Annotated in this window: 13 protein-coding genes and 2 pseudogenes; 7 read left to right on the top strand and 8 right to left on the bottom strand. The window is 43.8% G+C overall.

The annotated features are described in order from the left end of the window. The first annotated feature begins 117 nt into the window (after nt 1–117). Nucleotides 118–282 carry a hypothetical protein gene (locus NSTCB13_RS36625; RefSeq protein WP_448275855.1) on the top strand — a complete coding sequence of 55 codons (165 nt, stop codon included), beginning with the start codon at nt 118–120 and terminating at the stop codon, nt 280–282. A 126-nt stretch (nt 283–408) separates the two neighbouring features. Here NSTCB13_RS36625 and NSTCB13_RS36620 read toward each other — a convergent pair whose 3' ends face one another. Further along, nucleotides 409–633, bottom strand: a complete 225-nt coding sequence (locus NSTCB13_RS36620; RefSeq protein ID WP_448275853.1) for a hypothetical protein — start codon at nt 631–633, stop codon at nt 409–411. A 131-nt stretch (nt 634–764) separates the two neighbouring features. On the opposite strand from NSTCB13_RS36620, the gene NSTCB13_RS36615 reads away from it, so the two are divergent. Then, the gene (locus NSTCB13_RS36615; protein WP_448275852.1) at nt 765–2,129 is read left to right on the top strand and encodes a S9 family peptidase; all 1,365 of its coding nucleotides are present in this window, start codon (nt 765–767) and stop codon (nt 2,127–2,129) included. 443 nt (nt 2,130–2,572) lie between these two features. On the opposite strand, the gene chlP is transcribed toward NSTCB13_RS36615, so the two are convergent. Then, complete coding sequence (gene chlP, locus NSTCB13_RS36610) at nt 2,573–3,793, bottom strand: geranylgeranyl reductase (RefSeq protein WP_448275850.1); 1,221 nt, start codon at nt 3,791–3,793, stop codon at nt 2,573–2,575. A 326-nt stretch (nt 3,794–4,119) separates the two neighbouring features. Here chlP and yidD point away from each other — a divergent pair, with 326 nt between their 5' ends. Continuing rightward, a complete protein-coding gene (gene yidD, locus NSTCB13_RS36605; RefSeq protein ID WP_445626532.1) occupies nt 4,120–4,626 on the top strand; it encodes a membrane protein insertion efficiency factor YidD in 507 nt (168 codons plus the stop codon). Between the two features lie 95 nt (nt 4,627–4,721). After that, on the top strand, nt 4,722–5,738 hold the full coding sequence (locus tag NSTCB13_RS36600; protein WP_445626531.1) for a sulfate/molybdate ABC transporter ATP-binding protein: 1,017 nt from the start codon (nt 4,722–4,724) through the stop codon (nt 5,736–5,738). A gap of 310 nt (nt 5,739–6,048) precedes the next feature. Here the strand turns inward: NSTCB13_RS36600 and NSTCB13_RS36595 are convergent, their stop codons facing one another. Continuing rightward, the gene (locus NSTCB13_RS36595) at nt 6,049–8,868 is read right to left on the bottom strand and encodes a M16 family metallopeptidase (RefSeq protein WP_448275847.1); all 2,820 of its coding nucleotides are present in this window, start codon (nt 8,866–8,868) and stop codon (nt 6,049–6,051) included. Nucleotides 8,869–9,269: 401 nt separating this feature from the next. Between NSTCB13_RS36595 and NSTCB13_RS36590 the strand changes: the two genes are divergently transcribed. Next, nucleotides 9,270–9,737 carry a hypothetical protein gene (locus tag NSTCB13_RS36590; protein ID WP_445626529.1) on the top strand — a complete coding sequence of 156 codons (468 nt, stop codon included), beginning with the start codon at nt 9,270–9,272 and terminating at the stop codon, nt 9,735–9,737. Nucleotides 9,738–10,130: 393 nt separating this feature from the next. On the opposite strand, the gene NSTCB13_RS36585 is transcribed toward NSTCB13_RS36590, so the two are convergent. Continuing rightward, complete coding sequence (locus NSTCB13_RS36585) at nt 10,131–10,607, bottom strand: Uma2 family endonuclease (RefSeq protein ID WP_445626528.1); 477 nt, start codon at nt 10,605–10,607, stop codon at nt 10,131–10,133. Between the two features lie 165 nt (nt 10,608–10,772). Between NSTCB13_RS36585 and NSTCB13_RS36580 the strand changes: the two are divergent. Both NSTCB13_RS36580 and NSTCB13_RS36575 read left to right on the top strand, forming a co-directional pair. Continuing rightward, nucleotides 10,773–12,374: pseudogene (locus NSTCB13_RS36580) on the top strand (YlcI/YnfO family protein); the annotation flags it as partial. Nucleotides 12,375–12,386: 12 nt separating this feature from the next. Continuing rightward, nucleotides 12,387–14,461: pseudogene (locus NSTCB13_RS36575) on the top strand (ATP-binding protein). A gap of 15 nt (nt 14,462–14,476) precedes the next feature. On the opposite strand, the gene NSTCB13_RS36570 reads toward NSTCB13_RS36575, so the two are convergent. The 4 genes from NSTCB13_RS36570 to NSTCB13_RS36555 form a co-directional block, all read right to left on the bottom strand. Continuing rightward, the gene (locus NSTCB13_RS36570; protein ID WP_448275845.1) at nt 14,477–16,570 is read right to left on the bottom strand and encodes a prolyl oligopeptidase family serine peptidase; all 2,094 of its coding nucleotides are present in this window, start codon (nt 16,568–16,570) and stop codon (nt 14,477–14,479) included. Between the two features lie 369 nt (nt 16,571–16,939). Beyond that, entirely contained in the window at nt 16,940–22,582 is a 5,643-nt protein-coding gene (locus NSTCB13_RS36565; protein ID WP_448275843.1) for a response regulator, read from the bottom strand. A 40-nt stretch (nt 22,583–22,622) separates the two neighbouring features. Beyond that, the gene (locus NSTCB13_RS36560) at nt 22,623–22,751 is read right to left on the bottom strand and encodes a hypothetical protein (protein ID WP_448275841.1); all 129 of its coding nucleotides are present in this window, start codon (nt 22,749–22,751) and stop codon (nt 22,623–22,625) included. Between the two features lie 189 nt (nt 22,752–22,940). Beyond that, nucleotides 22,941–25,877: a methyl-accepting chemotaxis protein gene (locus NSTCB13_RS36555; RefSeq protein WP_448270163.1), complete on the bottom strand. Its 2,937-nt coding sequence runs from the start codon at nt 25,875–25,877 to the stop codon at nt 22,941–22,943.

Below are 25,877 nucleotides of genomic sequence, written 5' to 3'. Positions count from 1 at the left end.
CTCCCCCCAAGCGTGACAAATTAGAAGAGGCTGTTTGTAAAATAAAGTTGCAAGTAACATCCAGCAAAGTGACTAACAGATGTAAGATAAGCGTCCTTGCTAATTTTGACAACAAACATGAAAAAGTTTAGGGAACTTGCATTAGCTTGTAGTGCGATCGCTGCTTTAATCGGTACGAGTCTCAAGGTTCAAGCAACGTCCAAACGGCTGATTACCCTAGACGATATGTCTGCTCTCCACCAAGTCAGCGAACCGCAATTTCTAGCGATGGAGCCTGGATAGAGCTATACGGTCAAGAGTACCGATATCAGAATGATTCTGTCAACAACCATATTTATCTGACTTCGTGGGATGGCTCCCGCACCCTAAAATTAACTAACAGTAAAGATAGCGAAAGTTCTCCTCGTTTCAGTCCTGATGGAAAGTACCTAACTTTTCTCTCCAGTCGTCAGTCCGACAGTGAAGACAATCAAATTTGGCTGCTGAATCTTGCCGATGGAGAAGCAAAAAAGATTTCAGATTTTCCAGGAGGCGTTTCTGATTTCGTTTGGTCGCCCGATGGCAAACAACTGGCTGTAATCGCCGACGATCCACCCCAAAAAACTTACAACGAACAAAAGACGGCACAGCCAATTGTCATCGATCGCTTTCAATTTCAGGAGGACGGCGTTGGATATCTTGGAAAAAGTCGCGAACACCTCTACCTGTTTGACTTAGCAACTCACAAAGCAGATATTCTGACAGCAGGTGAGTTTAATGAGTATTTGCCCAGCTGGTCTCCAGATGGAAAGAAGATTGCTTTTGTCAGCAAGCGTGGTGCTGATTTTGATCGGCATAACAATTGGGATGTCTACACAATCCAAGCCCAACCAGGAGCAAAAGTACATCAAATAACTACCAATGAAGTCCCCGATTGCGATCCCTCCTGGGGTAGCCGACCTGTTTGGAGTCCAGATGGGAAGTTAATAGCCTATCTGCAAGGAGGCCCTGAAAAGCTAATTGAGTACGCTGTTTACCATCTTGCCGTTATTCCATCGGAAGGAGGTACTCCACGCCTGTTAACAGCAAAACTCGATCGCAATGTTGTTAAGCCACGCTTCACATCTGATGGCAAATCAATTCTGTTTTTGCTGGAAGACGATGGTAATGTTCACCTAGCAAAAGTACCAGTAGCAGGCGGTAAGATAGAGCGATTACTAGGTGGACGTAGAAATATCAGCGCTTTTGACTTAGCGGGTGACGACAGGATTGCCTTGTTATCCTCAATGCCACAGCAGCCAAGTGAGGTTTTTACCCTTAAAGGCACTGAGCTGCGTTCAATATCCCACGAAAATCAGGAATTGCTTACCCAACTTCTATTAGGAACCACGGAAGAAATTAGTTTCAAGAGTAAAGACGGCACCGAAATTCACGGTTTCTTAGTCAAACCACCAAATTTTCAACCAGGAAAGAAATACCCAACACTCCTTCAACTTCATGGTGGCCCAGTCGGGCAGTACACAAACCAGTTTATGTATGACTGGCAGCTGTTTGCAGCAAAAGGTTATGTTGTCGTTGCAGTTAATCCACGGGGTAGTTCGGGACGGGGTGAAGCTTTCTCGAAGGCTATTTACGCTGACTGGGGAAATAAAGATGTTCAAGATGTCCTTGCTGCTGTTGACTACGTTGAAGCACAAGGAATAGCCGATCCATCTCGGTTGGGAATAGGTGGATGGAGTTACGGTGGTATGTTAACAAACTATACGATTGCCCAAGATACTCGTTTCAAAGCTGCGGTAAGTGGAGCTAGTATTTCCAATATTTTGGCAGGATACGGTACTGACGAGTATATTTATGACTACGAACAGGAATTGGGCGTGCCGTGGAAAAACCTCAACACTTGGCTAAGAGTTTCTTTTCCGTTCCTGCACGCCGACCGAATTGTAACACCAACACTATTTCTGGGTGGCGATCGCGATGTTTCTGTTCCGTTGCACAACTCCGAGCAGATGTATGAAGCACTCAAAAGTTTAGGGGTTGATACTCAATTGATTATTTATCCCGAGCAATCCCACGATATTAGCAAGCCGAGTTACCTGCGCGATCGCCTACAACGCTATCTTAATTGGTATAGCAAGCATGGATTGTGAGTATAAATACATACTTTTAACTTCACAAATTATACCATTTTGAAAAATGATTGCGACAGATGGATTCACAGCAAGTCAGACGCACCAAGGCAATTCCCAATCCAAAATCGTTCGACTGAGCGACTTGCTTTGAGTTTCGACTGCGCTCAACTACCGCGAAGTCGAAAGGAGCCGAAGTCTAAAATCCAAAATCGTTCGACTGAGCGACTTGCCTTGAGTTTCGACTGCGCTCAACTACCGCGAAGTCGAAAGGAGCCGAAGTCTAAAATGGTATTACCAAGTGGTATGTCTCATTAAATATCATGAGTTTGTAGTAAGCACTTCAGTGCTTAAGAATCTAGGACTAAAGTCCTTACTACGAACTTGTTTACCGATCAATTTCAAATTGACATTCTTTCCAATCGGCAAAATCGGGTAATTTATTTGTTGGAAGTCCCACTCAATTAAGGTGCAAGGGCATTACCCCGAATTAGACTACCAATGGTTTTGGCAGTAATCTTCAGTTGAGTGATCGGATTAGCTGGGACAACCGTCTTATACAGATAGCTATCGAATGTTAGCCGTTGTACATCGAGGTCATCACACATTTCTACAAACGCTTCGCGGGTAGCATCGGAACGATAGAATACGGTTTGCAGAATGTCCAGCACCTTATAAGTGAGTCCGTATCTTTTATCCCAACGCTTCAGGTAAACCTTCAGGTCGCCTTCTGTAGGAATCCTGCTACCACTGTTAGATGCTTCGACAATGGTTTCGGCACACATCCGCCCAGATTTAGCGGCAAAATAAATACCTTCACCAGAAGACTTGGTAACATAACCAGCAGCATCTCCCACCAAAGCGATGCGACCGACAACACGACGGGGACGGGGATGTTCGGGAATGGGGTGGGCTTCAACTTTGATGATTTTACCGCCTGCCAACTTCTCGGATGCACGGGCGCGAATACCAGCTTGTAACTGTTTGATGCTGGCTTTATTGATTTGCATCGTACCAGTACCGACAGCTACGTGGTCATATTTGGGGAAAACCCAAGCGTAGAAATCGGTAGAAACGTCATCACCGACATACATTTCGGCGAGATCGTTATAGTAGGCCATTTTGTCTTCGGGCAAGCGAATTCGCTCTTGGAAAGCGATCGCATAATTGTAATCCCCAGCGTCCATTTCTTTGGCAACGCGGGAATTAGCCCCATCTGCCCCAATAATTAGATCCACTTTCAGAGTTTTGGCAATACCCTGTGATATCCCATCTGTGTGGTCAACGTAATGAATGGTATAGGGATCGGTATTGTTTCCTGGTATATCGAGTTTATGAACAGTGGCATTAATTAAATTTGCGCCTAGTTTGGCCGCGCGATCGCGCAAAAAGCCATCCAGCACTTCCCGGCGGCACATTCCTATATATTCTTCTTCATTTACCAGATTGATATCAACCTCGCGATTGGAAGGTGAAATCATTTTCATCTTCCGTACCCGGCGATCGATAATCTCTGGTGGTAAGTCAAATTCACTCACCATACATAGGGGAATTGCACCCCCGCAAGGCTTCGCATTATCTAGCTTGCGCTCAAACAGGTAGGTTTCAATCCCAGAGGCTGCCAGTGTTTCTGCGGCAGATGAACCAGCAGGGCCTGACCCAATAACAGCAACCCGTAGTGTCAAAGGTCTTTCTCCCAATCTTCACATTTACCGAGAGCATACTACCACGGTCTTTCTGGTGATTTGGCGCTTTACCTCCAGGTTTCTGCACAAATGCAATATTCCTTAATGTTTCGATACGAATTGAACCTGGGGTATTGAGTATTTGGTATTGAGTATTGGGAAGAATGAAGAACAGGATTTACGCAAAATCATGAAAAACGAACCTCATAGATGCAAAGCGGCTTCTTGCAGGGTATAACACAAAGAAATAAGAGTTTCAAAGAGCTTTTGCGTAAGTACAAAAGAATATTGGTTAGTGCCAATGCCCAATGCCCCAGTTATAAAATATGCAGATTTCCTTATTCGATTCTTTTACTAGACAAATTAGTACTGCCGCAATTACTGGATATCAAAAACATATTTCTCCGCACAAAGGTTTTGCTTGTGCCCACAGAATACTATATGGCGGCGAATCTTGCTCGCAATACATTAAGCGGATAGTTGCTAAGGAAGGGTTAAAAGCAGCTTTTGTTAATTCCCGCGAACGATTTCAAGCTTGCAAGCAAGCCAATCAAATATTGCGAATGCAGAGCGAAAACTCAGAAGAATCTACAGAGGAGGAAAGAGACATGCAGCAACGACAAGCATCTGGTAAAGTTACTCAAAAATCTTCATTTATTAGTAGCGACAATACCAACTGTTTTGATTGTGCCGATTTGGGCTGTAATTGTGTCGAGATCGTTAGCATAACTCCCGATTGTGCTTCCCTAGATTGTGGTGCTGCTGATTGTAGTTCCCTAGATTGCAGTGGTGCTGACTGTAGCTTCCTCGATTGCGGTAGTTGCGGTAGCTAAATCTTGTTCATCCATAAATAACAATATATGGTATATGTAGGACACAGTAATCCTACCAAGGATCTGTAGATTTAGTTGCAGAGGTTATAGTAGCAGTGGGTATAGTAGTTGAGAACGTCTCCAAACAATTTGGGAGTTTCAAGGCAGTTGATGAGGTTAGCCTAGAAATTAAGAGTGGTTCGCTAGTTGCATTACTTGGTCCATCGGGATCGGGTAAATCTACGCTACTACGGTTAATTTCAGGTTTAGAAATGCCAGATAGCGGTAAAATCCTGCTTACCGGTAAGGACGCTACATACCAAAGTGTGCAACAACGAAATATTGGGTTTGTATTTCAGCACTATGCTCTATTCAAGCATCTGACAGTTAAGCAAAATATTGCCTTTGGCTTAGAAATTCGTAAGGCACAGCCAAAGAGGATTAAAGGACGAGTAGAACAGTTACTCGAATTGGTGCAATTGACTGGATTAGGCGATCGCTATCCATCACAACTTTCTGGCGGTCAAAGACAACGCGTAGCTTTAGCTAGGGCTTTGGCAGTAGAACCGGAAGTTTTATTGCTAGATGAACCCTTTGGCGCACTTGATGCTAAAGTCCGCAAAGACTTACGGGCATGGTTACGCCGCCTCCATGATGAGGTTCATGTTACCACAGTTTTCGTCACCCACGACCAAGAAGAAGCAATGGAAGTCTCCGATGAGGTTGTGGTGATGAATAAAGGACGTGTAGAACAGGTGGGGACACCATCTGAAATTTATGATAATCCTGCCACCGCATTTGTAATGAGCTTCATTGGCCCGGTGAATGTGTTACCCAGCAACTCGAAGATTTTTCAAAGTAGCGGGTTTGATGCGCCACACCCACAAGTATTTTTGCGCCCGCAAGATGTGATTTTAGAAAAGGCTGCTAACGGTACCACTACACCTGCAACAGTAAGCCGATTAATACATTTGGGTTGGGAAATTCAGGTGGAATTAACTTTCGATGACGGGCAAGTAGTGATGGCGCATTTAACACGCGATCGCTTTAATGACTTAAAGTTAGAACCTCTACAGCGAGTGTATGTGAAGCCAAAGGATGCAAAGTCCTTTCCAGTGTCTTATTCAATTTAAAGGAGGCAGAAGGCAGGAGGCAGGAGGCAGGAGGCAAGAAGTACGAAGGTGATATTAGCCATCCTACTAAATCATTCGTAAACAATGAAATCCCCGACTTTTTAAAGAAATCGGGGATTTTATTATTGCGATTTTTACCAATCAGATAGGATTGTTATACCATTTTGGATTTTAGTTGTGTAGGTTGGGTTGAGGAACGAAACCCAACATTTTCATAGCTTTGTTGGGTTGCGCTTTGCTTCACCCAACCTACAATTTTTCTTAACTGAACTGTATTGAATCAAATCCCATTAGTATGTATCTGAGGTGATTAGCTGCCTTTGGTTACACTATCTCCAGGCCCGGCGGTGACAATCACCAGATTTTCTGGCTTAATTAAATCTTCAATTGCCTTTTGTGTATCAGCCATAGTGACTGCTTCAATCCGTCGAGGAAACTCTCGGATTTCTGACCGTGAAAGCCCCAAGACAGCATTATCCAAAATGATGCTTGATACATCACTAGGATTAGCTAAATCCACAGGATAGCTATTGGTAATTGAGCGTTTTGCTGCGTTTAATTCAGCTTCAGTTACTCCTTGCTCGCGTAACTGTTTTAGTAATGCGAGAGTACTGGCGATCGCTTTTTGGGCATCAAGAGGAGCAGTTTGCATTTGAATCAAGAAGGGACCAGGATTGATCCCAGCAGCAAAACCACTATATATACCGTAGGTTAGACCTTGGCGATCGCGCACTTCTGTACCCAAGCGGCTGGCTAAGGTATCACCACCCAAAATTTGATTTAGCACCAATGCCGCATAATAACGTGGATCTTTCCGGGAGATGCCGTTGTAGCCGATGTAGGTGACAGCCTCAGCTTTACCGGGAATTACTTTATTTAGTTGTGTCAAAGTTTGCGGAAATGGTACAGTTGGTATTTTGAGAACAGGTGGCTTACCTGTGGCCTGCCATTTACCAAACACCTCATTTAGCAAAGCTTTTACCTTAACTTGATCGAAGTCTCCCACTAAGGCGATCGTCGTGGTATCCGGTCGGTAGTGTGTCTGGTAGAAACCAAGCAAATCATCACGAGTAATAGTCTTTAAACTCTCGGCTGTGGGAAAGCTGTGGAATGGATGATTTTCAGGGTAAATTGCCTGTTGGAATACTTGCCTTCCCAAACCTCTAGGGTCATCCAGTTGAACTTTCAGACTTGTCAATGCCCTTTGGCGACTTAGTTCTAACTGATCTGCGGGGAAAGTGGCGTTTTCTAACACATCTGCTAGAGTTTGAATCAATATTGGCAGATTTGCTGAAAGTCCCTCACCACTAACGCTAGTTCCCTCGCGGCTAGCGCTGAAACTCAAATCGGCTCCCAGGTCTTCTAAGGTTTTTGCTAGGGTCAGAGCATTTTTAGTCTGCGTCCCATTCATTAAGTTGCTTGCAGTTAGATTCGCTAATCCAGCTTTTTGATTGCCGTCAAATTCACTACCAGCGTCAATTTGTCCGCTCAGGTTAATGGTGGGAAGATTGCGATCGCTCAACAACAGAACCTTCAAACCATTCTTTAAGGTAAACTCTTCTGGTAGTGATTGTTTAGCTGAATCTGTTTCTGATGTAGCAGGTGGCAAATATTTTGCTAGTTCTGCTGGATCTACAGGCTTACCAGGGCTAAAATTTTCCACCGTGCGTCCAGAACCAGCGCTAGAAGTTCCTGGTTTACCATCTGGTTGAGTCGGCTCAAAGAAACCGATGGTTTGTTGAGCCGGATTGAGGTAAGTTTTCGCTGCTTTCTGGACTTGAGCAGGAGTCACTTTTGCGATCGCAGCCAGATATCTTTCAATAAAATGATAATCCCCTGCGATCGTTTGGTTATACCCCAGTTGATTAGCCTGACTAGTGATATCTTGATTCCCCAAAATATACGAGGCTTGCAATTGCGTCTTTGCCCGCTTCAACTCTTCTGAGGTAACAGGCTGCTCTTGCAATTTTACTAAAGATTCCTGGAGTACCTGGGCAATTTTACCCAACTCTTGACCGGGAGCCGCTGTAGCATTAATTTCATACCAACCCGGTTCGATCAGTTCGGCAGCACCACCACTCACTGAACTAGCGAGTCCAGATTCCACCAAAGCCTGATAAAGTCGAGAACTACGTCCACCTGTAAGAATGGCATCCATCAAATCAATTGCTGGAACATCAGGATGTTTGATATCTGGCAGAGGATACACTGCTTGCAATAGTGCTGCGCTTCCAGGTTGCTTGAGGACAATCGGTGCTTTTTTCGCAGCAGGGGTAGATGGAGAAGCCTCAGCAACAGAAGAAGATGCCGAGGAATTATCAATTGCTGTCCTGGCATTAGGGAGTGCCGTATTCTTTTTTGCTCGTTGCGATAACTTACCAAAAGTTTCTTGGACAACTTTGAGTGCGGGTTTTGTGGCAAAATCTCCGGTAATCACCAATGTGGCATTTTCTGGGCTGTAGTAGGTTTGGTAATAATTCCGTACCTGCTCCACCGTGAATTGCTCTACATCGGCTTTTGTGCCTCCCACCGATAAACCATAAGCTCGATTAGGGAAAGCAGCTCGCATCACTGCCTTACTCAGACGATAACCTGGTGAATTTTCGTATCCCTGTAACTCGGAGATCACCACCCGCTTTTCACTGGTGAGTTGTTCAGGCCCAATTAAGGAATTTTCCATGCGATCGGCTTCTAGTGTCAGCAGTGCTTCTAATTTGTCTCGCTGCACTGTGCCAAAGTAAGCTGTTTCGTCATAACTAGTAAAAGCATTGAACTGGCTACCCAAAGCACTAAACAACCGTCCAAACTGTACTGGACGGTCATTTGTACCTTTGAACATCAAATGTTCTAGCTGGTGAGAAATACCATTCTCTCCCTTAACCTCGTTGCGTGAGCCAACTTTATACCAAACTTGCACGCTCACCACAGGAGCAGTATGGACTTCCTTAGTTAGTACCGTTAAGCCGTTGTCTAATACCGTTTTTTGCACTCCTTGGGTAAATGAGAGGGCTGAAACAGGTGTGACTGCTGTTGGTGTTGCAGCATTAGTGAAATTGCCAGGCATTGGCACGATAGTTAAAATAAGGCTGAGGAAAAATCCTAAAAGCATCATGTACGATCGCCGTTTCATAAGCAATACAAAATTTCCAATTTTAAAATAAAACCCCAAAGGGTATTTCAAAATTTAAATCTAACTCAAGTTGCTAGTTATTGAGGGAATAAGACAAAAATGAAATCAAAATTCCCTTAAAACAAATGTGACAGGGGAAGATGATATATAAACTTATTGCTGTACTACTTTTTTGCCCATAGCATATCTGGGTGCATTTGTTAAAACTACCCAAGGGTTATCAGGTTCGCAGAGCAAACTTTTACAGAATATTAGAAATTATTGCAAATATATTAACAAGCATTGCAATGTGTTCCATTTTACACGATTGTAGCAATATCTACTTTTAAAATTGATTTGATACCTATTGTCATCCCATTCGGGTAAGTATCTCCGTCAAACTAGCAAAAACTTTTTTAGATATGCAAACAAGAAATTTGATTGGATCGTTTACATTAGGTATGCTGTTAACAGCAATACCTGTATTATCAGCTAATGCCTCAGAAGTAGTACCAAACTTATACCAGTTTCAAGGTAAGAATGTCAGCATTAGCTACTCAACGACAAGCTTTACTGGCAAGCCCCTTTTTACCTATAAAGATAAGCAACAGACATTAAACTTTCAAGGTACCGAGCAGATCCGTAGTGTAGAAACAGAAATTGGTACATTAGTAAGTGTGACTATCCGTAAGACAGTAGATACTGGCAATACCGTGTTTACTTTGATTTTACCCCGTGTAAACCTTGGAAAAACCAACTCAGCGCCAGTAGAAACTAAGGGAATCACAACAACAAATCTCTTTTCTGTGATTCCTAAATTCAACCAGGGGCAAAGACAAACTTATACGACAATCCATTTGACTGGTACAGCTCAAGCTGTCGCGTTTTAACCGCACAAGAAGGATAAAAATATCAAACTTCTTGCTCACATCGGGAAAAGCGGTAATACTGTTTGGTTAAGGCAAGACGCGAGGAATCGCCGTCTCTACAATAATCATTCCTTTGTAGAGAGGGTGATTTCTCGCATCTTTAATAATCTAGAATTTTTATCAAAAAATCTTAACCGAAGCGTATTGAGGGTGAAGGTAAATAATTGTTTGTCTTCATTATTATTGCTTAACCCTTTGTTAAGGTTGATATCGCATGATTTATGAAATAGATAATAATTTAAATGAAGTAAAGGTTAGTTTTATCCAGGTTTTAATTAAAGATTATCAAGACTTTTAAGATACATTTTAAAAAGAAGTAATTTAGGCGGTCGCTTTCTCCCTTGTTCTCTAAAATTACCGTTTAATTTGTCTAGGAAACTTAGAAACTAACAAAGATTGCTCTAACTCGCCTTGCTCATTATAGAATGTCATTTGACCTTGTTCATTACATAACCATACTTCAATAGCTTGAGCTTCTAAATATAAATTTCTTTGAAATTCCATTTCTTCCAAAGTGTTACCAGTTGATTTGACTTCTACACAAATTTCTGGTGCAATAGACGCTGATACTTCATCTTCAATTTGAGAAAATCGTTCTTCTGAACACCAAACAACATCAGCAACTTTCACACCGTCTGATGTGTTGATAGCGCATTCTGGCATGACTTCTCCTATATTCAATAAAGATTCTAATAAACGTTGGATTCTTCCTTGATAAAAAGAATGTTTAATTTTGACTGGACTCATGACGATTTGACCCCATTTATTTAATTCGATTTTGAAGGGTAAATCTTGTAATTGTTTGTGTTCGCAAACTTCTTCCCATTTCATAATTAATATTTGCCTAGAGTGAGTGATTGATTGAATTTTAACTCATCTATCAATATTAAAACTCACCCTCTGATTGCAGATAAAGAGAGTGGAAGCAAACTTAGTCTTACTATTCTATGGGCACAATACAATAAATGGTATCCATATCTGGTTACACTCATTGCTATGGAACGCGAAGCCTTAACAATCTGTTTTCCGCCTGACTTGCTTGCAAAAGCCAGGAAACTCAAGGAAGGTAGCGAATCATTTAATGATTTAATAGTTAAGGCTTTAGAACGGGAAATGCGACACCGCCAGAGATGGGCTGCCGATCGCACCAAGGCTGAAAACCTCTTTGTTGGTGGCGGCGAGATAGGTGCATTGTTGAGATCGCACGATTGGTCGCAAACGTCGCTAGGGGCCGTCGAAACCTGGTCGGACAGTCTAAAAACGGCTGTGCAGATCCTGTTGACAGAACTAGATCGAGTCCAGCAGCTAGAATCCGATCTGCTGTCGGTTAGCACATCAACAGATACCTTGCCTCAAGCTGCCCAAGCCGATGCGCTTCGAGTCAAGCTCACCAATGCGCTACGCCCGCTGACTGATGCTAATGAGATTCAGGCGATCGCTGCCCGCATTCTAGGCGAGTCTCTAGGTGCAAGCCGCGTTATTTACATCGAAGTGTTACCCGGCAGTCAGGAGATCATCGCTCATAAAAACTACACGAACGGCGTTGCCGAACTGAGCGGACTGTACCATCTAGAAGACTTTGGGCGCAACCTGACAGATGACCATCGAGCGGGGCGAACGGCGATCGTTCCTGATGTGGTCAACTACTCTAAATACACAGCCAGCGAAAAGGCAAGGTATCGATCAATCGATATTGCCTCGCATATTGATGTGCCGCTGATCGAGAACGATCAATTTGTCGCTTTGCTGGCGGTGCATCAGGCAAACCCTCGCCAGTGGACGAAAGATGAGGTAAGACGAGTCGAGGAAACCGCAGAGCAGACGTGGGCAGCTGTCGAGCGTGCCCGTGCTGAAGCAGCATTACGCAAGAGCCGCACCGAACTGGAAGGGCAACTGCGGAAGTTTGACGCGCTTGTCGCTGCAATTCCCGATTTTATTTACACCTTTGATTTGGCGGGACGGTTCACGTATGTCAACCCGGCGTTGCTCAATCTTTGGCAGAAAACTTCGCATGAAGCTTTGGGAAAAAACTTTTTTGAGCTGGATTATCCAACCGATTTAGCAACCCGACTTCAGCAGCAGATTCAACAGGTGATCGCCACGCACCAGCCGCTCAAGGATGAAATGCCCTACACTAGCGCAATCGGCACACGCGCCTATGAATACATTTTCGTGCCAATTTTGGGCATAAACGGCGTAGTAGATGCAGTGGCAGGCGTGACGCGAGACATCACCGAGCGCAAACAGGTAGAGCAAGCTTTGCGCCAAAGCGAGAAGCAGACTCGAAATATTTTAGAGAGCATCGCTGAAGCCTTCTTTGCACTGGATGAGAACTGGCAGTTTACTTATATGAATCCATCTGCCGAAATACTACTAGATCGCACTCCAGGCGATTTAGTTGGCAAGAATTTGTGGTCAGAATATCCAGGACTGATTAGCAATGAATTGGCCCAGGTTTACTGGAGCGCCATGCGCGATCGTGTGGCTGCGTCAATGACCGCGTTTTACCCGGATCACGATCGCTGGTACGAAGTTCGCACCTACCCGGCCCCAAACGGCATCAGCGTTTATTTCAGCAACATCACCCAGCGCAAACAAGCCGAACGACAAGTGGAGTTTTTAACCGAGTTAAGCCGAAGACTCGGCACTGTGACGGATGCAGTGGAAATCAACCGCATCGTCACGCGCGAAGTCGGAACGTTTTTGAACGGGCATCGCTGCTATTATCTTGATGTCACGCCAGACGGCAGCCAGGTAACGGTTTTACCCGATTGGCGGCTCGACGGATCGGATCTTGCCGGAACTTACGACCTTTCCCTTTTCGGCGCGAAGGAATGGTGGGAAACGGCGGCACGTCAACCGTTCGGGATTGATGACGTGAACGTGCATCCGTGGACAAAGGATTTCGCCGACAATTACACGCCGATCAATCTGCAATCCTACGTCATCGCACCGTTTGTCCGTGAAGGGCGTTGGGTAGCTTCGATCGGAGTCAGTTCCAACAAGCCGCGCCATTGGACGGCGGATGAGATGTTGTTGCTGGAAAACGTTGCAGCGCGTGTCGCTCCGCTGATCGAACGCGCCCGCACTGAAGCCGCCTTGCGCGACAGTGAAAACCGCTTTCGGATGGCGATCGAAGCTGCCCAATTAGGCACGTGGGACTGGAATTTCATCACCAACCAATTGATTTGGGATGAGGGTTGCAAAGCCATGTTTGGCTTACCACCAGAAGCCGAGAGCAGCATTGAGGTCTTTTTTGCCGGACTGCACCCCGACGATCGCGAACGACTAGAACAGGTGGTGCAATGGACTTTGAATCCGGCCAGCAACGGCAAGTATGACGCAGAATATCGCACGATTGGGATTCAGGATGGGGTTGAACGGTGGATTGCGGCCAGAGGACAGGCTTACTTTGATGCTGCCGACAATCCACAACGCTTTGTTGGCACTGTACTCAATATCACTGAGCAAAAACGCATTGATGCAGAACGAGAACAACTCCTGGTTCGCGAACAAGCTGCAAGAGAGGCAGCCGATCGCGCCAACCGGATCAAAGATGAGTTTTTGGCGGTGCTGTCCCCCATGAATTGCGATCGCCTCTCAACCCGATTTTGGGCTGGACACACTTACTACAAAACGGCAAACTCAGCGAAGCTCGTAGAGCTGAAGCCTTGAAAATTATCGAGCGCAATGCCAATTTACAGACGCAACTAATCGAAGACTTGCTCGACATCTCGCGCATCATGCAGGGTAAACTCAGTTTAACAGCGGCTCCGGTCAGGTTGACTTTTGTGATTTCTGCCGCAGTGGAAACGGTGCGTTTGGCAGCAGAAGCAAAAAATATTGCGATCGCGCTCGATCTTGATTCTAAGATCGCTCTGATTTCTGGCGATGCAGCCCGCTTGCAACAAGTAATGTGGAATTTACTTACCAATGCGGTTAAGTTTACACCCAACAGCGGACAAGTAACCGTTGAACTGCGGCAACTCGACGGGCTAGCTCAGATTCGGGTAGTCGATACTGGTAAGGGCATCAATCCCCAGTTTTTACCTTATGTATTTGAGTATTTTCGGCAAGAAGACGGCTCAACGACACGCAAATTTGGCGGGTTGGGATTGGGGCTAGCGATCGTGCGACAAATTGTAGAAATGCACGGGGGCACGGTGACAGCAGAAAGTCAGGGTGAGAATCAAGGTGCAACCTTTATCATCCAATTGCCCCTCATGCAGCAGGCAAGAGCGATGCCTGCGGCAAGAGCAAAGCTCAACGCATCTGAGCCAATACACACACAGATAGAAGCAGAAGTGCCTTTAGACGGCGTTCAAATTTTGCTGGTGGATGACGATACCGATACCCGCGAGTTTCAGGCATTTGTGTTAGAACAAAGCGGTGCAAATGTGACAGCCGTCACTTCTGGCTTAGAAGCTTTGCAAGCTCTAGAGCAGTTCACTCCTGACGTGCTAGTGAGTGACATAGGTATGCCTGAGATGGACGGCTATATGCTGATGCAGCAGATTCGATCTCGCCCACCGAATCAAGGAGGAAACATTCGGGCGATCGCACTAACCGCTTATGCCGCAGAAATTGACCAACAAAGAGCGCTTCAGGTAGGATTTCAAACTCACATTACAAAACCTGTAGAGCCAGAGAAGTTAGTGAGGGCGATAGTTAGTTTAGTCTCATAGGGTAGGCAATGCCCACTAAAATTTCACATCTAAAGCACGTACCAAAAAAGCCCATTTGTCTGCGGCTTCTTCGATAATTTTAGCCGTGGGTTTACCCGCACCATGTCCGGCTTTAGTCTCAATTCTAATTAGCGTTGGCGCATCACCTGTGTGAGCCTCTTGCAAAGCTGCGGCAAATTTGAAACTATGAGCAGGGACAACGCGATCGTCATGATCGGCTGTGGTAATCAAGGTTGCTGGGTAAGCTGTATCTGGTGTGATGTTGTGTAATGGCGAATAAGCATACAGCGCCGGAAACTCTTCTGGATTATCTGCTGAACCATATTCAGAAGTCCAAGCCCAACCGATGGTAAATTTGTGGAACCGCAACATATCCATGACGCCGACTGCTGGTAACGCTGCACCAAACAAATCGGGACGTTGCGTTATACAAGCACCCACTAATAAACCGCCGTTACTACCACCTGCGATCGCTAGCTTCTGTGTCTTAGTATACTTGTTAGCAATCAACCACTCAGCAGCGCCAATAAAGTCATCAAACACATTCTGCTTTTTATCCTTTATTCCTGCTTGATGCCATTCTTCGCCGTATTCTCCACCGCCGCGGATATTAGGCATCGCATAGACACCACCCATCTCCATCCACACCAACAAACTCACAGAAAAACTAGGTGTCATTGAAGCATTAAAACCACCATAAGCGTAGAGATAAGTAGGGTTATTTCCATCTAATTTAATACCCTTTTTGTGCGTAATAAACATTGGTACTCTAGTACCATCTTTGCTGTGATAAAAGACTTGTTTTGTCTCGTAATCATCAGGATTAAAATCTACCTGTGGTTGACGGAAAACCTCACTTTTTCCTGTCACCATGTCGTAGCGATAAATAGTACCTGGTATAGTAAAGCTGGTAAAACTATAAAAAGTTTCAGTATCATAACGCTTACCACCAAAGCCTCCGGCTGAACCGAGTCCGGGTAGTTCTACCTCTCGAATAAATCCACCTTTGAGGTCAAAAATTTTGATTTGACTGTGAGCATCTTTGAGGTAATCAGCAACGAACTGATTATTAAGTATACCGACACTTTCGAGAGTCTCCGCAGATTGGGGAATGATTTCTTGCCAATTTTCTGGAGCGGGGTTTTTGGTATCAATCGCAATAACCCTTCCCCGTGGTGCATTTAAATCTGTGCGAAAATAAAAGACGCTATCATCATTATCGATAAAGCTATAATCTGCCTCAAATTGGTTAATTAGTTCTACGACTTCCGCATTAGGATTCGTTAAATCTTTGGAAAAAACCAAATTTTTAGAGTCAGTACCTAGCCAAATTGAAATTATTAGATAGCGTCCATCTTCAGTAACGCCACCACTAAAACCCCATTCCTTTTGGTCAGGACGATGATAAATTAAAACGTCTTCTGATTGAGGTTTACCTAGTTGATGATAGTAGAGCTTTTGATAATAGTTGACATCTTCTAATCGAGTTTTTTCATTTGGTTCATCGTAGCGACTGTAGAAAAAACCTTGATTATCGTGTGTCCAAGATGCGCCAGAGAATTTAATCCATTTCAGGTGGTCTTGAAGGTCTTCACCAGTTTCAATATTGCGTACTTTCCACTCTTGCCAATCAGAACCGGAGGAGGAAAGACCATAAGCTAAAAGCTTACCATCCTCGCTAATCGATAATCCCGAAAGAGCAACAGTGCCATCTTCTGAGAGTTTATTGGGATCGAGTAAAACTTGGGGTTGGTCGTCGAGGGTTTTCAAGGTGTAAAGGACACTTTGGTTTTGCAGCCCGTCATTTTTAAAATAAAAGTAGCGTTCGGTGGAACCGTCTCGCAGAGATTCGCCTTCTTTAAAAGGAATACCGTATTTTTCATAATCCCAAAGTTTGGTGAGGCGCTGTTTAATTTTTTCCCTAGCAGGAATTTCACTCAGGTAGCCAAAAGTAACTTGATTTTGTGCCTCAATCCAAGTTCTTGTTTCTTCAGAGTCAGGATCTTCTAACCAACGGTAAGGGTCTGCAACTAAAGTACCGTGGTAATTATCGACTTGATTGCTCTTATGGCTAGTTGGATAAGTGAGAGATTTTTCAGAAGAAGGCATAGTCTTAGGTCAAAGTGCTTCTTTACATACTACAAAGATAGACCCAAGACTTGGGGTATTCACTCTAATTGTTCTCAAAGGGAAAGCCTCGGCAGAAGCCGAAGCCAATACGTGCTATTTTAATTCATAGAACAATTGTACTATAAAAACGGGTATCAGCTGTAACAAAACGTGAGTTCGATGAACCTCTCCCGGACAACCTCCCTCTCCCACGGGGAAAGGGAGGAGTAACGAGAAATTAGGGTTTTGGCTCCCCTCTCCGTGTCGGAGAGGGGTTGGGGGAGAGGTCAAAAAAGGGCTTGTCAAACTCACGTTAACAAAGGTAGAAGCGTGTAGAGTTTTCCCTAAAATCTAAGTCTTTTGGTTGATTTAGTTAACAAGTTTCTCTCCTTTCAGCATCCGCGCTGCGGCTTCAAGTAGAGCTTCTTCGAGATAGGGCTTGGTAAAGTAGCCACTAGCACCGAGTTGAGCGGCAATCTGTCTGTGCTTGTCTGCACCGCGCGAGGTGAGCATTGCGATCGGTAAGTGGTTGAGGTTAGAGTCTTTCTGGATGCGAGAGAGTAATTCCAGACCGTCGCAACGGGGCATTTCGATATCGCAAAATACAATATCGCAAGGCAGACCTGAGCGGAGTTTATCCCAAGCTTCCTGACCGTCACGCGCTTGTTCTACGCGATAACCGGCTTTATTAAATGTCAGGGATAGCAATTCTCGGACTGTGATTGAGTCATCGACAATCAGCACTGTCGGGTCAATCTTCGCGGGAGAGGTATCTGGAGGAGTGAGTTTTTGTTGCCAAGAATTGCCACCAGCTTGTGTAGAAATCCGTCCCTGGAAGATGTCAATTATTTCTAGTACATCAGCAATGGGCATAATCCGACCATCGCCCAAGACTGTAGCACCAGCTACACCAATTGGTTTAGGTGCTGGCCCTTCAAATTGCTTAATTACAATTTCTTGTTCGCTTAACACCAGGTCAATCTGTAGAGCAATCAGGGTATTTGCCGATCGCACCACAACCACAGAAACCATATCATCATCTCTGGTGCCGCCATAGACATTACCGCGACTGATTTGGCGATTGAAGGTTAAAAGTTCCTTCAGAGGTCGGAATGGTAGCACTGTATCGCGCCAGGAAATAAATGATTGCCCATTGGCATCGTGCTGAATATTTTTGACTGGGATATCCAGCGTATCTTCTACACCATCCATCGGGAAGGCAATTCTGGAGCGATCGGAGACGCAGCAGAGAGCTTTACAAATACTTAGAGTCAGTGGTAAACGAATGGTGAAGGTGGTTCCTTTGCCGATCGCAGAATCGGTGTTAACTGTTCCCCGAATTTCGCTAATTTCGGAGCGCACTACGTCCATACCCACGCCACGACCAGAAATTTCATCGGCTTGATCTTTAATCGTAAAACCAGACTGGAACAGCAGATCGTAGACTTCCAGACGAGACATGGCTTTTGCCTGCGCTTCTGTAATCATGCCAATCTTCACCGCCTTAGCCTTAACCTTTGCGGAATCGATACCTGCACCATCATCGCCGACAGAAATGATCGTTTGGTTCCCTTGGTGGAAGGCACGGATAGTAATGATTCCTACAGGTGGTTTACCGGCAGTTTGCCTTTCTTCTGGCGTTTCAATACCGTGAGCGATCGCATTATTCAGCATATGAGTCAACGGATCGGTCAGATGATCCAAAATCATCTTGTCAATTAAGGTATCGCCACCTTCGATCACCAACTCTACTTGTTTGCCACACTTAATGGCGTTGTCGCGCACTCCTCGCCGCCAGCGATCGATAGTTTGAGCAAAAGGCACCATTCGCGCTCTAGTTAATCCCTCTTGTAACTGGGTGGTTACTTGGCGAAACTGCCTTGCTACGCGCTCGGTTTCTTCGGTAACAAAATCAATGTCACTTGCCGACTCACGTACTCGCACAATCCGCTCAATCATCTGCTGGGACAGCGTATGGAAGGGAGTAAAACGATCCATTTCTAACTCGCTAAAACCCCTATCGGCATTGGAATCAGGGTCTTGTAAGCCGGAGTCTTTCTTTTTACGTCCAGCTAATAGAGAAGCTTCCAGTAGCGATCGCTCGTACAACTCCTGCATCCTTGCGCCTACATCTGAGAGTTGTTGTACCTGAATTAGCAAGTTATCTAATGACTGTCGCAGTCGTTCATGATCCTGCTCTAAGGTATTGCGATTTACCACCAATTCCCCAACTAAATTACTCATATCGTCCAGTTGCTTAACTGGAACCTTCATCGTTTCTTCAAATCTCGCAGCCCGACGAGTAGACGGACGGGTAGCTTGGCTGGTGTTCGATTTTACTACAGTAGAATGGGATATTGTTTGATTCGCTTCTGCCAGCAATTTCTCTAAGTCACCAAATTCATCTTTTATGGCTGGTGATGGAGTAGCATTTTTAGCTGAGACTGGTTGAGTGTTGAAGGGCTGGCGTTGGCGTAGACCGTCGTAGACATCGTTGTTGTTATCTGTACTTAGCAAGTCTTCCAAGGCAGCAAAATCTACTTCTGGTATCTTCTTAGCTTTGGGGATGGGTGCTACGTCCTCTTCTAATAATGCTGCCAAGTCTGCAAATTCATCTTCTTGAGCAACTATTTCAGTGGTTTTTGTCAACAATAAATTATTTTCAACAACTGTGTTTTCTCTTGTATCAAAGGTAATTTCTAAATTATTATTTTCCTCAGTCTCTAAAACTTCTGGGCTTGTCTGGACTGAATCTGAAGTTTCCTCAAAATTAATAGTTTCTGATAGTTCGTCCACAGTATTCTCTGTGGTGTCCATTTGAATATAGGTCAATTCATTTGTTGCGACTTCAAACAGCAGTTGTGAATTTTCATCGATAGAGCCGAACAAGTCACCTGGCTGTGCTTCGGATAATGCTGAATCTGAAGTTTCTCCAAAACTAATAGTTTCTGATAGTTCGTCCACAGTATTCTCTGTGGTGTCCATCTGAATATAGGTCAATTCATTTGTTGCGACTTCAAACAGCAGTTGTGAATTTTCATCGAGAGAACCGAACAAGTCACCTGGCTGTGCTTCGGATAATGCTGAATCTGAAGTTTCTCCAAAACTAATAGTTTCTGATAGTTCGTCCACAGTATTCTCTGTGGTGTCCATTTGAATATAGGTCAATTCATTTGTTGCGACTTCAAACAGCAGTTGCGGATTTTCATCGATAGAGCCGAACAAGTCACCTGGCTGTGCTTCGGATAATGCTGAATCTGAAGTTTCTCCAAAACTAATAGTTTCTGATAGTTCGTCCACAGTATTCTCTGTGGTGTCCATCTGAATATAGGTCAATTCATTTGTTGCGACTTCAAACAGCAGTTGTGAATTTTCATCGATAAAGCCGAACAAGTCACCTGGCTGTGCTTCGGATAATGCTGAATCTGAAGTTTCTCCAAAACTAATAGTTTCTGATAGTTCATCCACAATATTGTCTGTGGTGTCCATCTGAATATAGGTCAATTCATTTGTTGCGACATCTTCAGAGTCGAACAAGTCACCTGGCTGTGCTTCGGATAATGCTGAATCTGAAGTTTCTCCAAAACTAATAGTTTCTGATAGTTCGTCCACAGTATTTTCTGTGGTGTCCATCTGAATATAGGTCAATTCATTTGTTGCGACTTCAAACAGCAGTTGCGGATTATCCTCAAAAGAGCCTAATGAATTAACTTCCAGATCGACAGCAGATATATCTGAGCTTCCATGAGTAAATTCTGGAACAAAATCTAAAGATTCTGGTTGTTGTGGCCTGAGAATTTCTTCTCCAGGATGCTGCGCGAACAAAGGCGTTTCAGGCGTAGAGGTATCGTTGATTATAGGAGAAATAGTTAAGTTACTTGATGTTAATTCATCAAATAAATTATCTCCAGAGTCTGATGATAATATCAAATCTAGCTGTTCTTGATGCTGGAAATTGATATCAAAATCTTCTTCTATATCAAAATTGGCTATAGGAGAAGGTATGGACTGCTGATTATCAGCAAAAATGTCATCAGCCGCCGCAGTAAACAAACTTTCATCTAACGCCCTTTCCACATTCTGCTCAATTAAGGAATCGAATTCGTCCTTTTCCTCTGTGGTTTCCTGGTTCCAGAAGTTGCTCAGATCGTTTTCTGATTGAGAAAACTCAGGTTCTGTTACTGGAGGCGTATCAAATAAATCAGTGATTTCTGGTTCACTTGTCGATAGTTGTGGCTGTTCTTCCATTTCAGCAAACAAGTTGTCCAAAGACAAGTCTGTTGGCTGAGGTAATTCTATGTAGTCACTAGGGGTAATTTCTTCTACCCAATTTGCATTTTTAGTTTCTAAAAATAAGTTATCAAAATTATTTTCTTGGTTAGTAGATAGTTCCACACTAGTAAACGGCTCAGTTTCTGGTTGAGTGACATTGCTAGTTGGCAATAGTTCATCATCATCTAACCCCAGTGTCAATAAATCTTCGACTACACTATTTTGGGCAATCTCGCTATTAGTCTGGTTTGGCTCGCTAGAAATATCAATAAATTCTTGTAAAATTTCGGAAGAAGATGAGTCTAAATTTATCTCAAATTCGTTAATATCGCTCAACTCTAAAGGCGTAGCAGATGTTTGTTGATTTTGCGGTTCTGAATTATCTTTTTCTAGGAAATGGTCGCCAAATAACAAGGATAAATCTTCTGTTGTAGCGGTGGTTGTTGGGTGTAGCGCGTTGCTTATATCCTCATTAAAGGAGAGTAAGTCAGATAAATCGTTATGAGCATCTTCAGCCTCAGTGCTGCTCAAATCAATTCCAAAGTCATCGATAGTAACAATATCTAAGGTTTCTTCTTGATGCCAGCTTTCATCTAGTTCGGGAGTCTCACCGTCAAATAAATCGGCAAGGGTATTTAACTCAGCTATTCCTACTTCTGGACCATTGGGATCGAGATTGTTACTGATTGGGTGTGCTTCGTCATGTGTGGTGAAAGTAAGACTAGTGTTTCTACTTTCGTTTAGTGGTATTCCTTGTAACTGAAGGGAGGGGCGTTCGTCGGAGACGTTGGCGTAGCCAGACGCTTGTGGACTCGCTAACGCTGCGCTATCGCTACTATCTTTGTCTAAATTCAGTTCTTCAGTTGTCTGGGCTAACGCCTTGGTGTCACCAGATAGAACTGACTCTGATTCTGTCAAAACCGGAGATTGTTCATCAAATAAATCAGGGGTTATTTCTAATAACTCAATTTCTGCAAAGTTTAAAAGTGCCTCTAATTGCTGACTAATTGCAATTTCGGCTTCTCTACCTTGCAGAACTAATTCTTGAGCTTGTTTGATTTCGGTAATGACAATTTTAGCTAAAGTCAGATAAGTATTTTCGGGATTGCCGATCGCACTGGCTGCTGCTTGACACAAACCACACCAGTTGGGCAAATTCCAAGTTTCACCAAGTTTGACTAATTGGTGACAGCATTGCTGGAGGTTTTGCCGAGTTGAAGGTGTTGTAGTTTGCTTAAATAATTGCAACATTTCCCGCAGTGTTTGCAGCACTTGGGCTTGAAACTCACTCCAGTTATTATTTTCTTTAGCGGTGACTGGCGCTAGCGCCTCTTGGGGTGCTACCGAGTCTGAAGATTCCTGATGAGTGTATTCTGCTAGATCGGGAATATCTCGCCGCATGAAAATTTCTGTAAGTGTGGAGACATTCTCTATAGGGGTTGTGAGTTCTGTTGCGTCAGAACTGCTGGCTACTCCACTCTTTGCTTGTTCTACAAGTAGTTCCAGATGCTGATACAGCCATTGAAAAACTGGCTCAGTTTCTGACATCAAAGTATTAGCTGCATCTTCAGAAAGACCATAAGGCCCACTCAAATGCTCTAAAAGTGATTTTAGGGTATCAGAGACACCAAGAAATAAAGACTCTAACTTTTGGTCAATCTGAACCGGATTATCTTTGAGAATTTTGAAACAATCTTCCAGACGGTGGGAGGTATGCTGGATGCTAGTCAATCCAAGCATCGCCGCTCCTCCTTTGATGGAGTGAGCCGCCCGGAAGACCTCACTGATCATTTCCGGGGTCGTTCAGGGTACCTTCTAAATTCAGCAAGCCCTGCTCAATGGTATTCAGGTGATCCCTGGCTTCTTCGATAAAGTAACCCAAAATCCGCTGTTGTTGTTCCGGCAGCATAGCAAAAGTTATGAGTTATGAGTTATGAATTATGAGTTATGAATTATGAGTTATGAGTTGTGAGATGTGAGTTATGATTTTGATTTTTAACTCCTCACCTCTAACTCCTAACTTTTTTCCAAGTTACGAGTTGTGAGATGTGAGTTGTGATTTTTATTTCTAACTCCTCACTCCTAACTCCTAACTTTTTTACCTGGTTTCCATAGTTTCCACTCGGAAACGTTCAACGGAGGCGATCAAGTCACGGGATACACCTACTAAGTGTTGTAGGGCACCTGAAACTCGCTGTGCTTCTTGGGAAGTTTCTTGGGCGGTCAGTTCTACTGATTGCATTACATGAGCAACGGCGCGAGAGGTTTCCGTTTGTTCCACAGTGTCGCTAGTAATAGATCGCACCAGAATATCGATGCGATTCGCCACTTGAATAATATTTTCGAGCGATCGCTTGGCATCTTCTGCCAATTTTGTACCTTTAATTACTTGTTGTGTGCCTTCTTCCATCGCGGTCATTACAGAGCCTGTTTCGCTTTGGATTTGCATCACAATTTGTTCAATTTCCTTCAAGGATTTAGCAGATTTATCTGCTAGCTGGCGCACTTCATCTGCAACGATCGCAAACCCGCGTCCGGCTTCTCCGGCTCTTGCCGCCTCAATACTAGCATTGAGTGCTAACAAGTTTGTTCTGGAAGCAATTTGAGAAATCAACGCCACAATTTTAGAAATTTCTTGGGAAGATTCCGCCAATCGCTTCACTTTGCGAGTGGTTTCGGCAACAGTTTCTCGAATTTCTAAAATCCCCGCCACGGTATTTTCTACTGCTTCGCCACCTTTCAAGGCGATCGTACTAGCATCACGAGCAACGGTTTCGGCTTCCCGCGCCGCTTCTGCTACCCGCTGAATCGAGTCGGTCATCACCTGTACAGAATTCAGCGTCACCGCTAACTCTTCTGCTTGCCGCAAAGCATCACTAGATAAAGCTCTAGCAAAGGTTTCAGAGTTAGTTGCACCTTTTGTCACATCCTTCGCCGCCACTTTTACCTGTTGAACGATATCCCGCAAGTTTTGAATTGTCAGGTTAAAGGCATCAGCTACGGCTCCTAGTACGTCGGCGGTCACTTCCGCTTGGACTGTTAAATCGCCTCTAGCAGCTCCTTCTACATCATCCAACAAACGAATCACCTGACGTTGCAGATTTTCTTTGGCTTCCTCTTGTTCATCGGCTTTGCGTTGGGCTTCACTTGTGGTTGTGAAAATTACCCGCGCCATTTCATTAAAGCCAGTGGCTAAATGCCCCAATTCATCTTCGGAAAACACCGTGGCTTGAGCATTCAGATTTCCTTGACGTACAGCCTCAAATTGAGCTTGGAGGTCATCAGTTGTACGCCGAATTTGTTTCAGCGCCAGATTCCCCATAAAGCCTGCGGTAGCAAAACCTGCAATCCCAGCTGCCAATGACATTGCCCAACCTGTGTTTCGTACTGATTCTCGTTGTTGGGGTGGCGAAAATGTGGTGGCAACAAAGCTAACTGTGGCTACAACCAGCGCTGAGACTATGCCCACACTCCCAGCAATTAGCCATTGTTTTCGTTCGATGGAGGCATTTTCTAATGGTGCTAACCATCCTTGCTCAATGCTGACGTTGGGTTCTAGTTTCGAGATATCTGTTTGGCTAAAGACTGGAACGGCTTCATGGGAACCAGTCATTGAGAAAAGTTCTTCTTCGCGATCGGCTGAATTACTTGCAAAAGCCTCTGCTACTTGCGGGCGTCCAGTGTCACTAGTTTCTGATGGAGCAGAATGCATTGTGACATTACCGAAGTTAGAATCTCCTTCGATCAGGTCAAACCCTGGAATATTGCCTAAATCATCAAATTCCTCAAAGTCATCTAAAAACTCGATATTGCTCTTAGAATTTTCTCCATTCAGTATGTTACTTGAGTCTTCATAAGAGTTTAAACCATCTGAGCCAAAGGCAGACTCAAATGCTTCCATATCAAAATTTTCATCATCGAAGCTATTTTTACCGATGAATTCACCTGATTTAAACTGCTTTTCTTTTCGAGGTAAATTACTATTAAAAGCTGATTCATTATCGGGTAAATTCGGCTGAAAATCTGATTTCGCTTCAACTCTTTTTGGTGTTAACCAACTATGGGATTCGGTTTCAGACAAGTTATTTTGATTGCCGTATTCCAAGTTATTTGTTGTTGGCGAATCATTTTTTGATTCTTCTGCAACAATCAGTAAAGTTTCGTCTCCAAAACTAGATTTTTTATATTCTAAATTTCCCATATTCTGAGATGGAGACTTTGGCTCACTCAACAAATCAGAAAAATTATTCTCGTTATTATCAGTTTGTGAATTAGAAGATGAAGAGTTATTATTATCAATAGTTGAATTTCCGTAAGGAGAATTTATCTCATTATCTGAGAATTGACTATTTGCTAATGATTCTTCAGAAATATCTTCTGAGATACTTTCCTGCCAAAAAGCAGGCAACTCTAACTCTGTGTTCTCCTCCCAGTTTTTATTTGACTCTTGTTCCTGTGATTCTTCATTCATGGCAAAAGGGTCATCACCAAAAGCTATAGAAGAATCTGATATTTTTTCTGTTCCAATACTATCTTCTGTGGGCAGGTCGAATGGACTTTTTGAAGATGTATCTTCAACGCCATTCATACTTTCTTGATGCTCTCCAAAAAAGTTCAAATCAAGGTTGTCGCTGTCAAACTCTTGATTAGCGTTTAAATCTTCTAATTCTGATTCGCTATATGCCAGTGGATCGGATATCTCTGAAGAGTTTATTTCCTCTTGACTTTCTGATGGATCTATCTGCCCACTAAATGACTCTAAATATTGATTGATATTGTCAATTCCATTCTTGGCAAAACCAATAATTTCTCGATCGTTAGTCAAGCCTAACACCTGTTGATATTCTTCTTTTGCTACATCATAGTGCTGTAAAACATAGTAGATGTGACCTCTCAACAAATGGGTATTGGGGTCGTCTGGTAAATTTTGCACCACTTGGTCAACTAAAGTGGCCGCAACCTCATAATTTCTTTGAACATAGGCGGTCATCGCCTGTTGATATGTTGGCTCGTAATTATCAATACTTGCTGCCAT

The organism is Nostoc sp. DSM 114160 (assembly GCF_053470305.1).
Note: the sequence above shows the minus strand (reverse complement) of the source record. Positions and strands in the feature narration are given on the sequence as shown.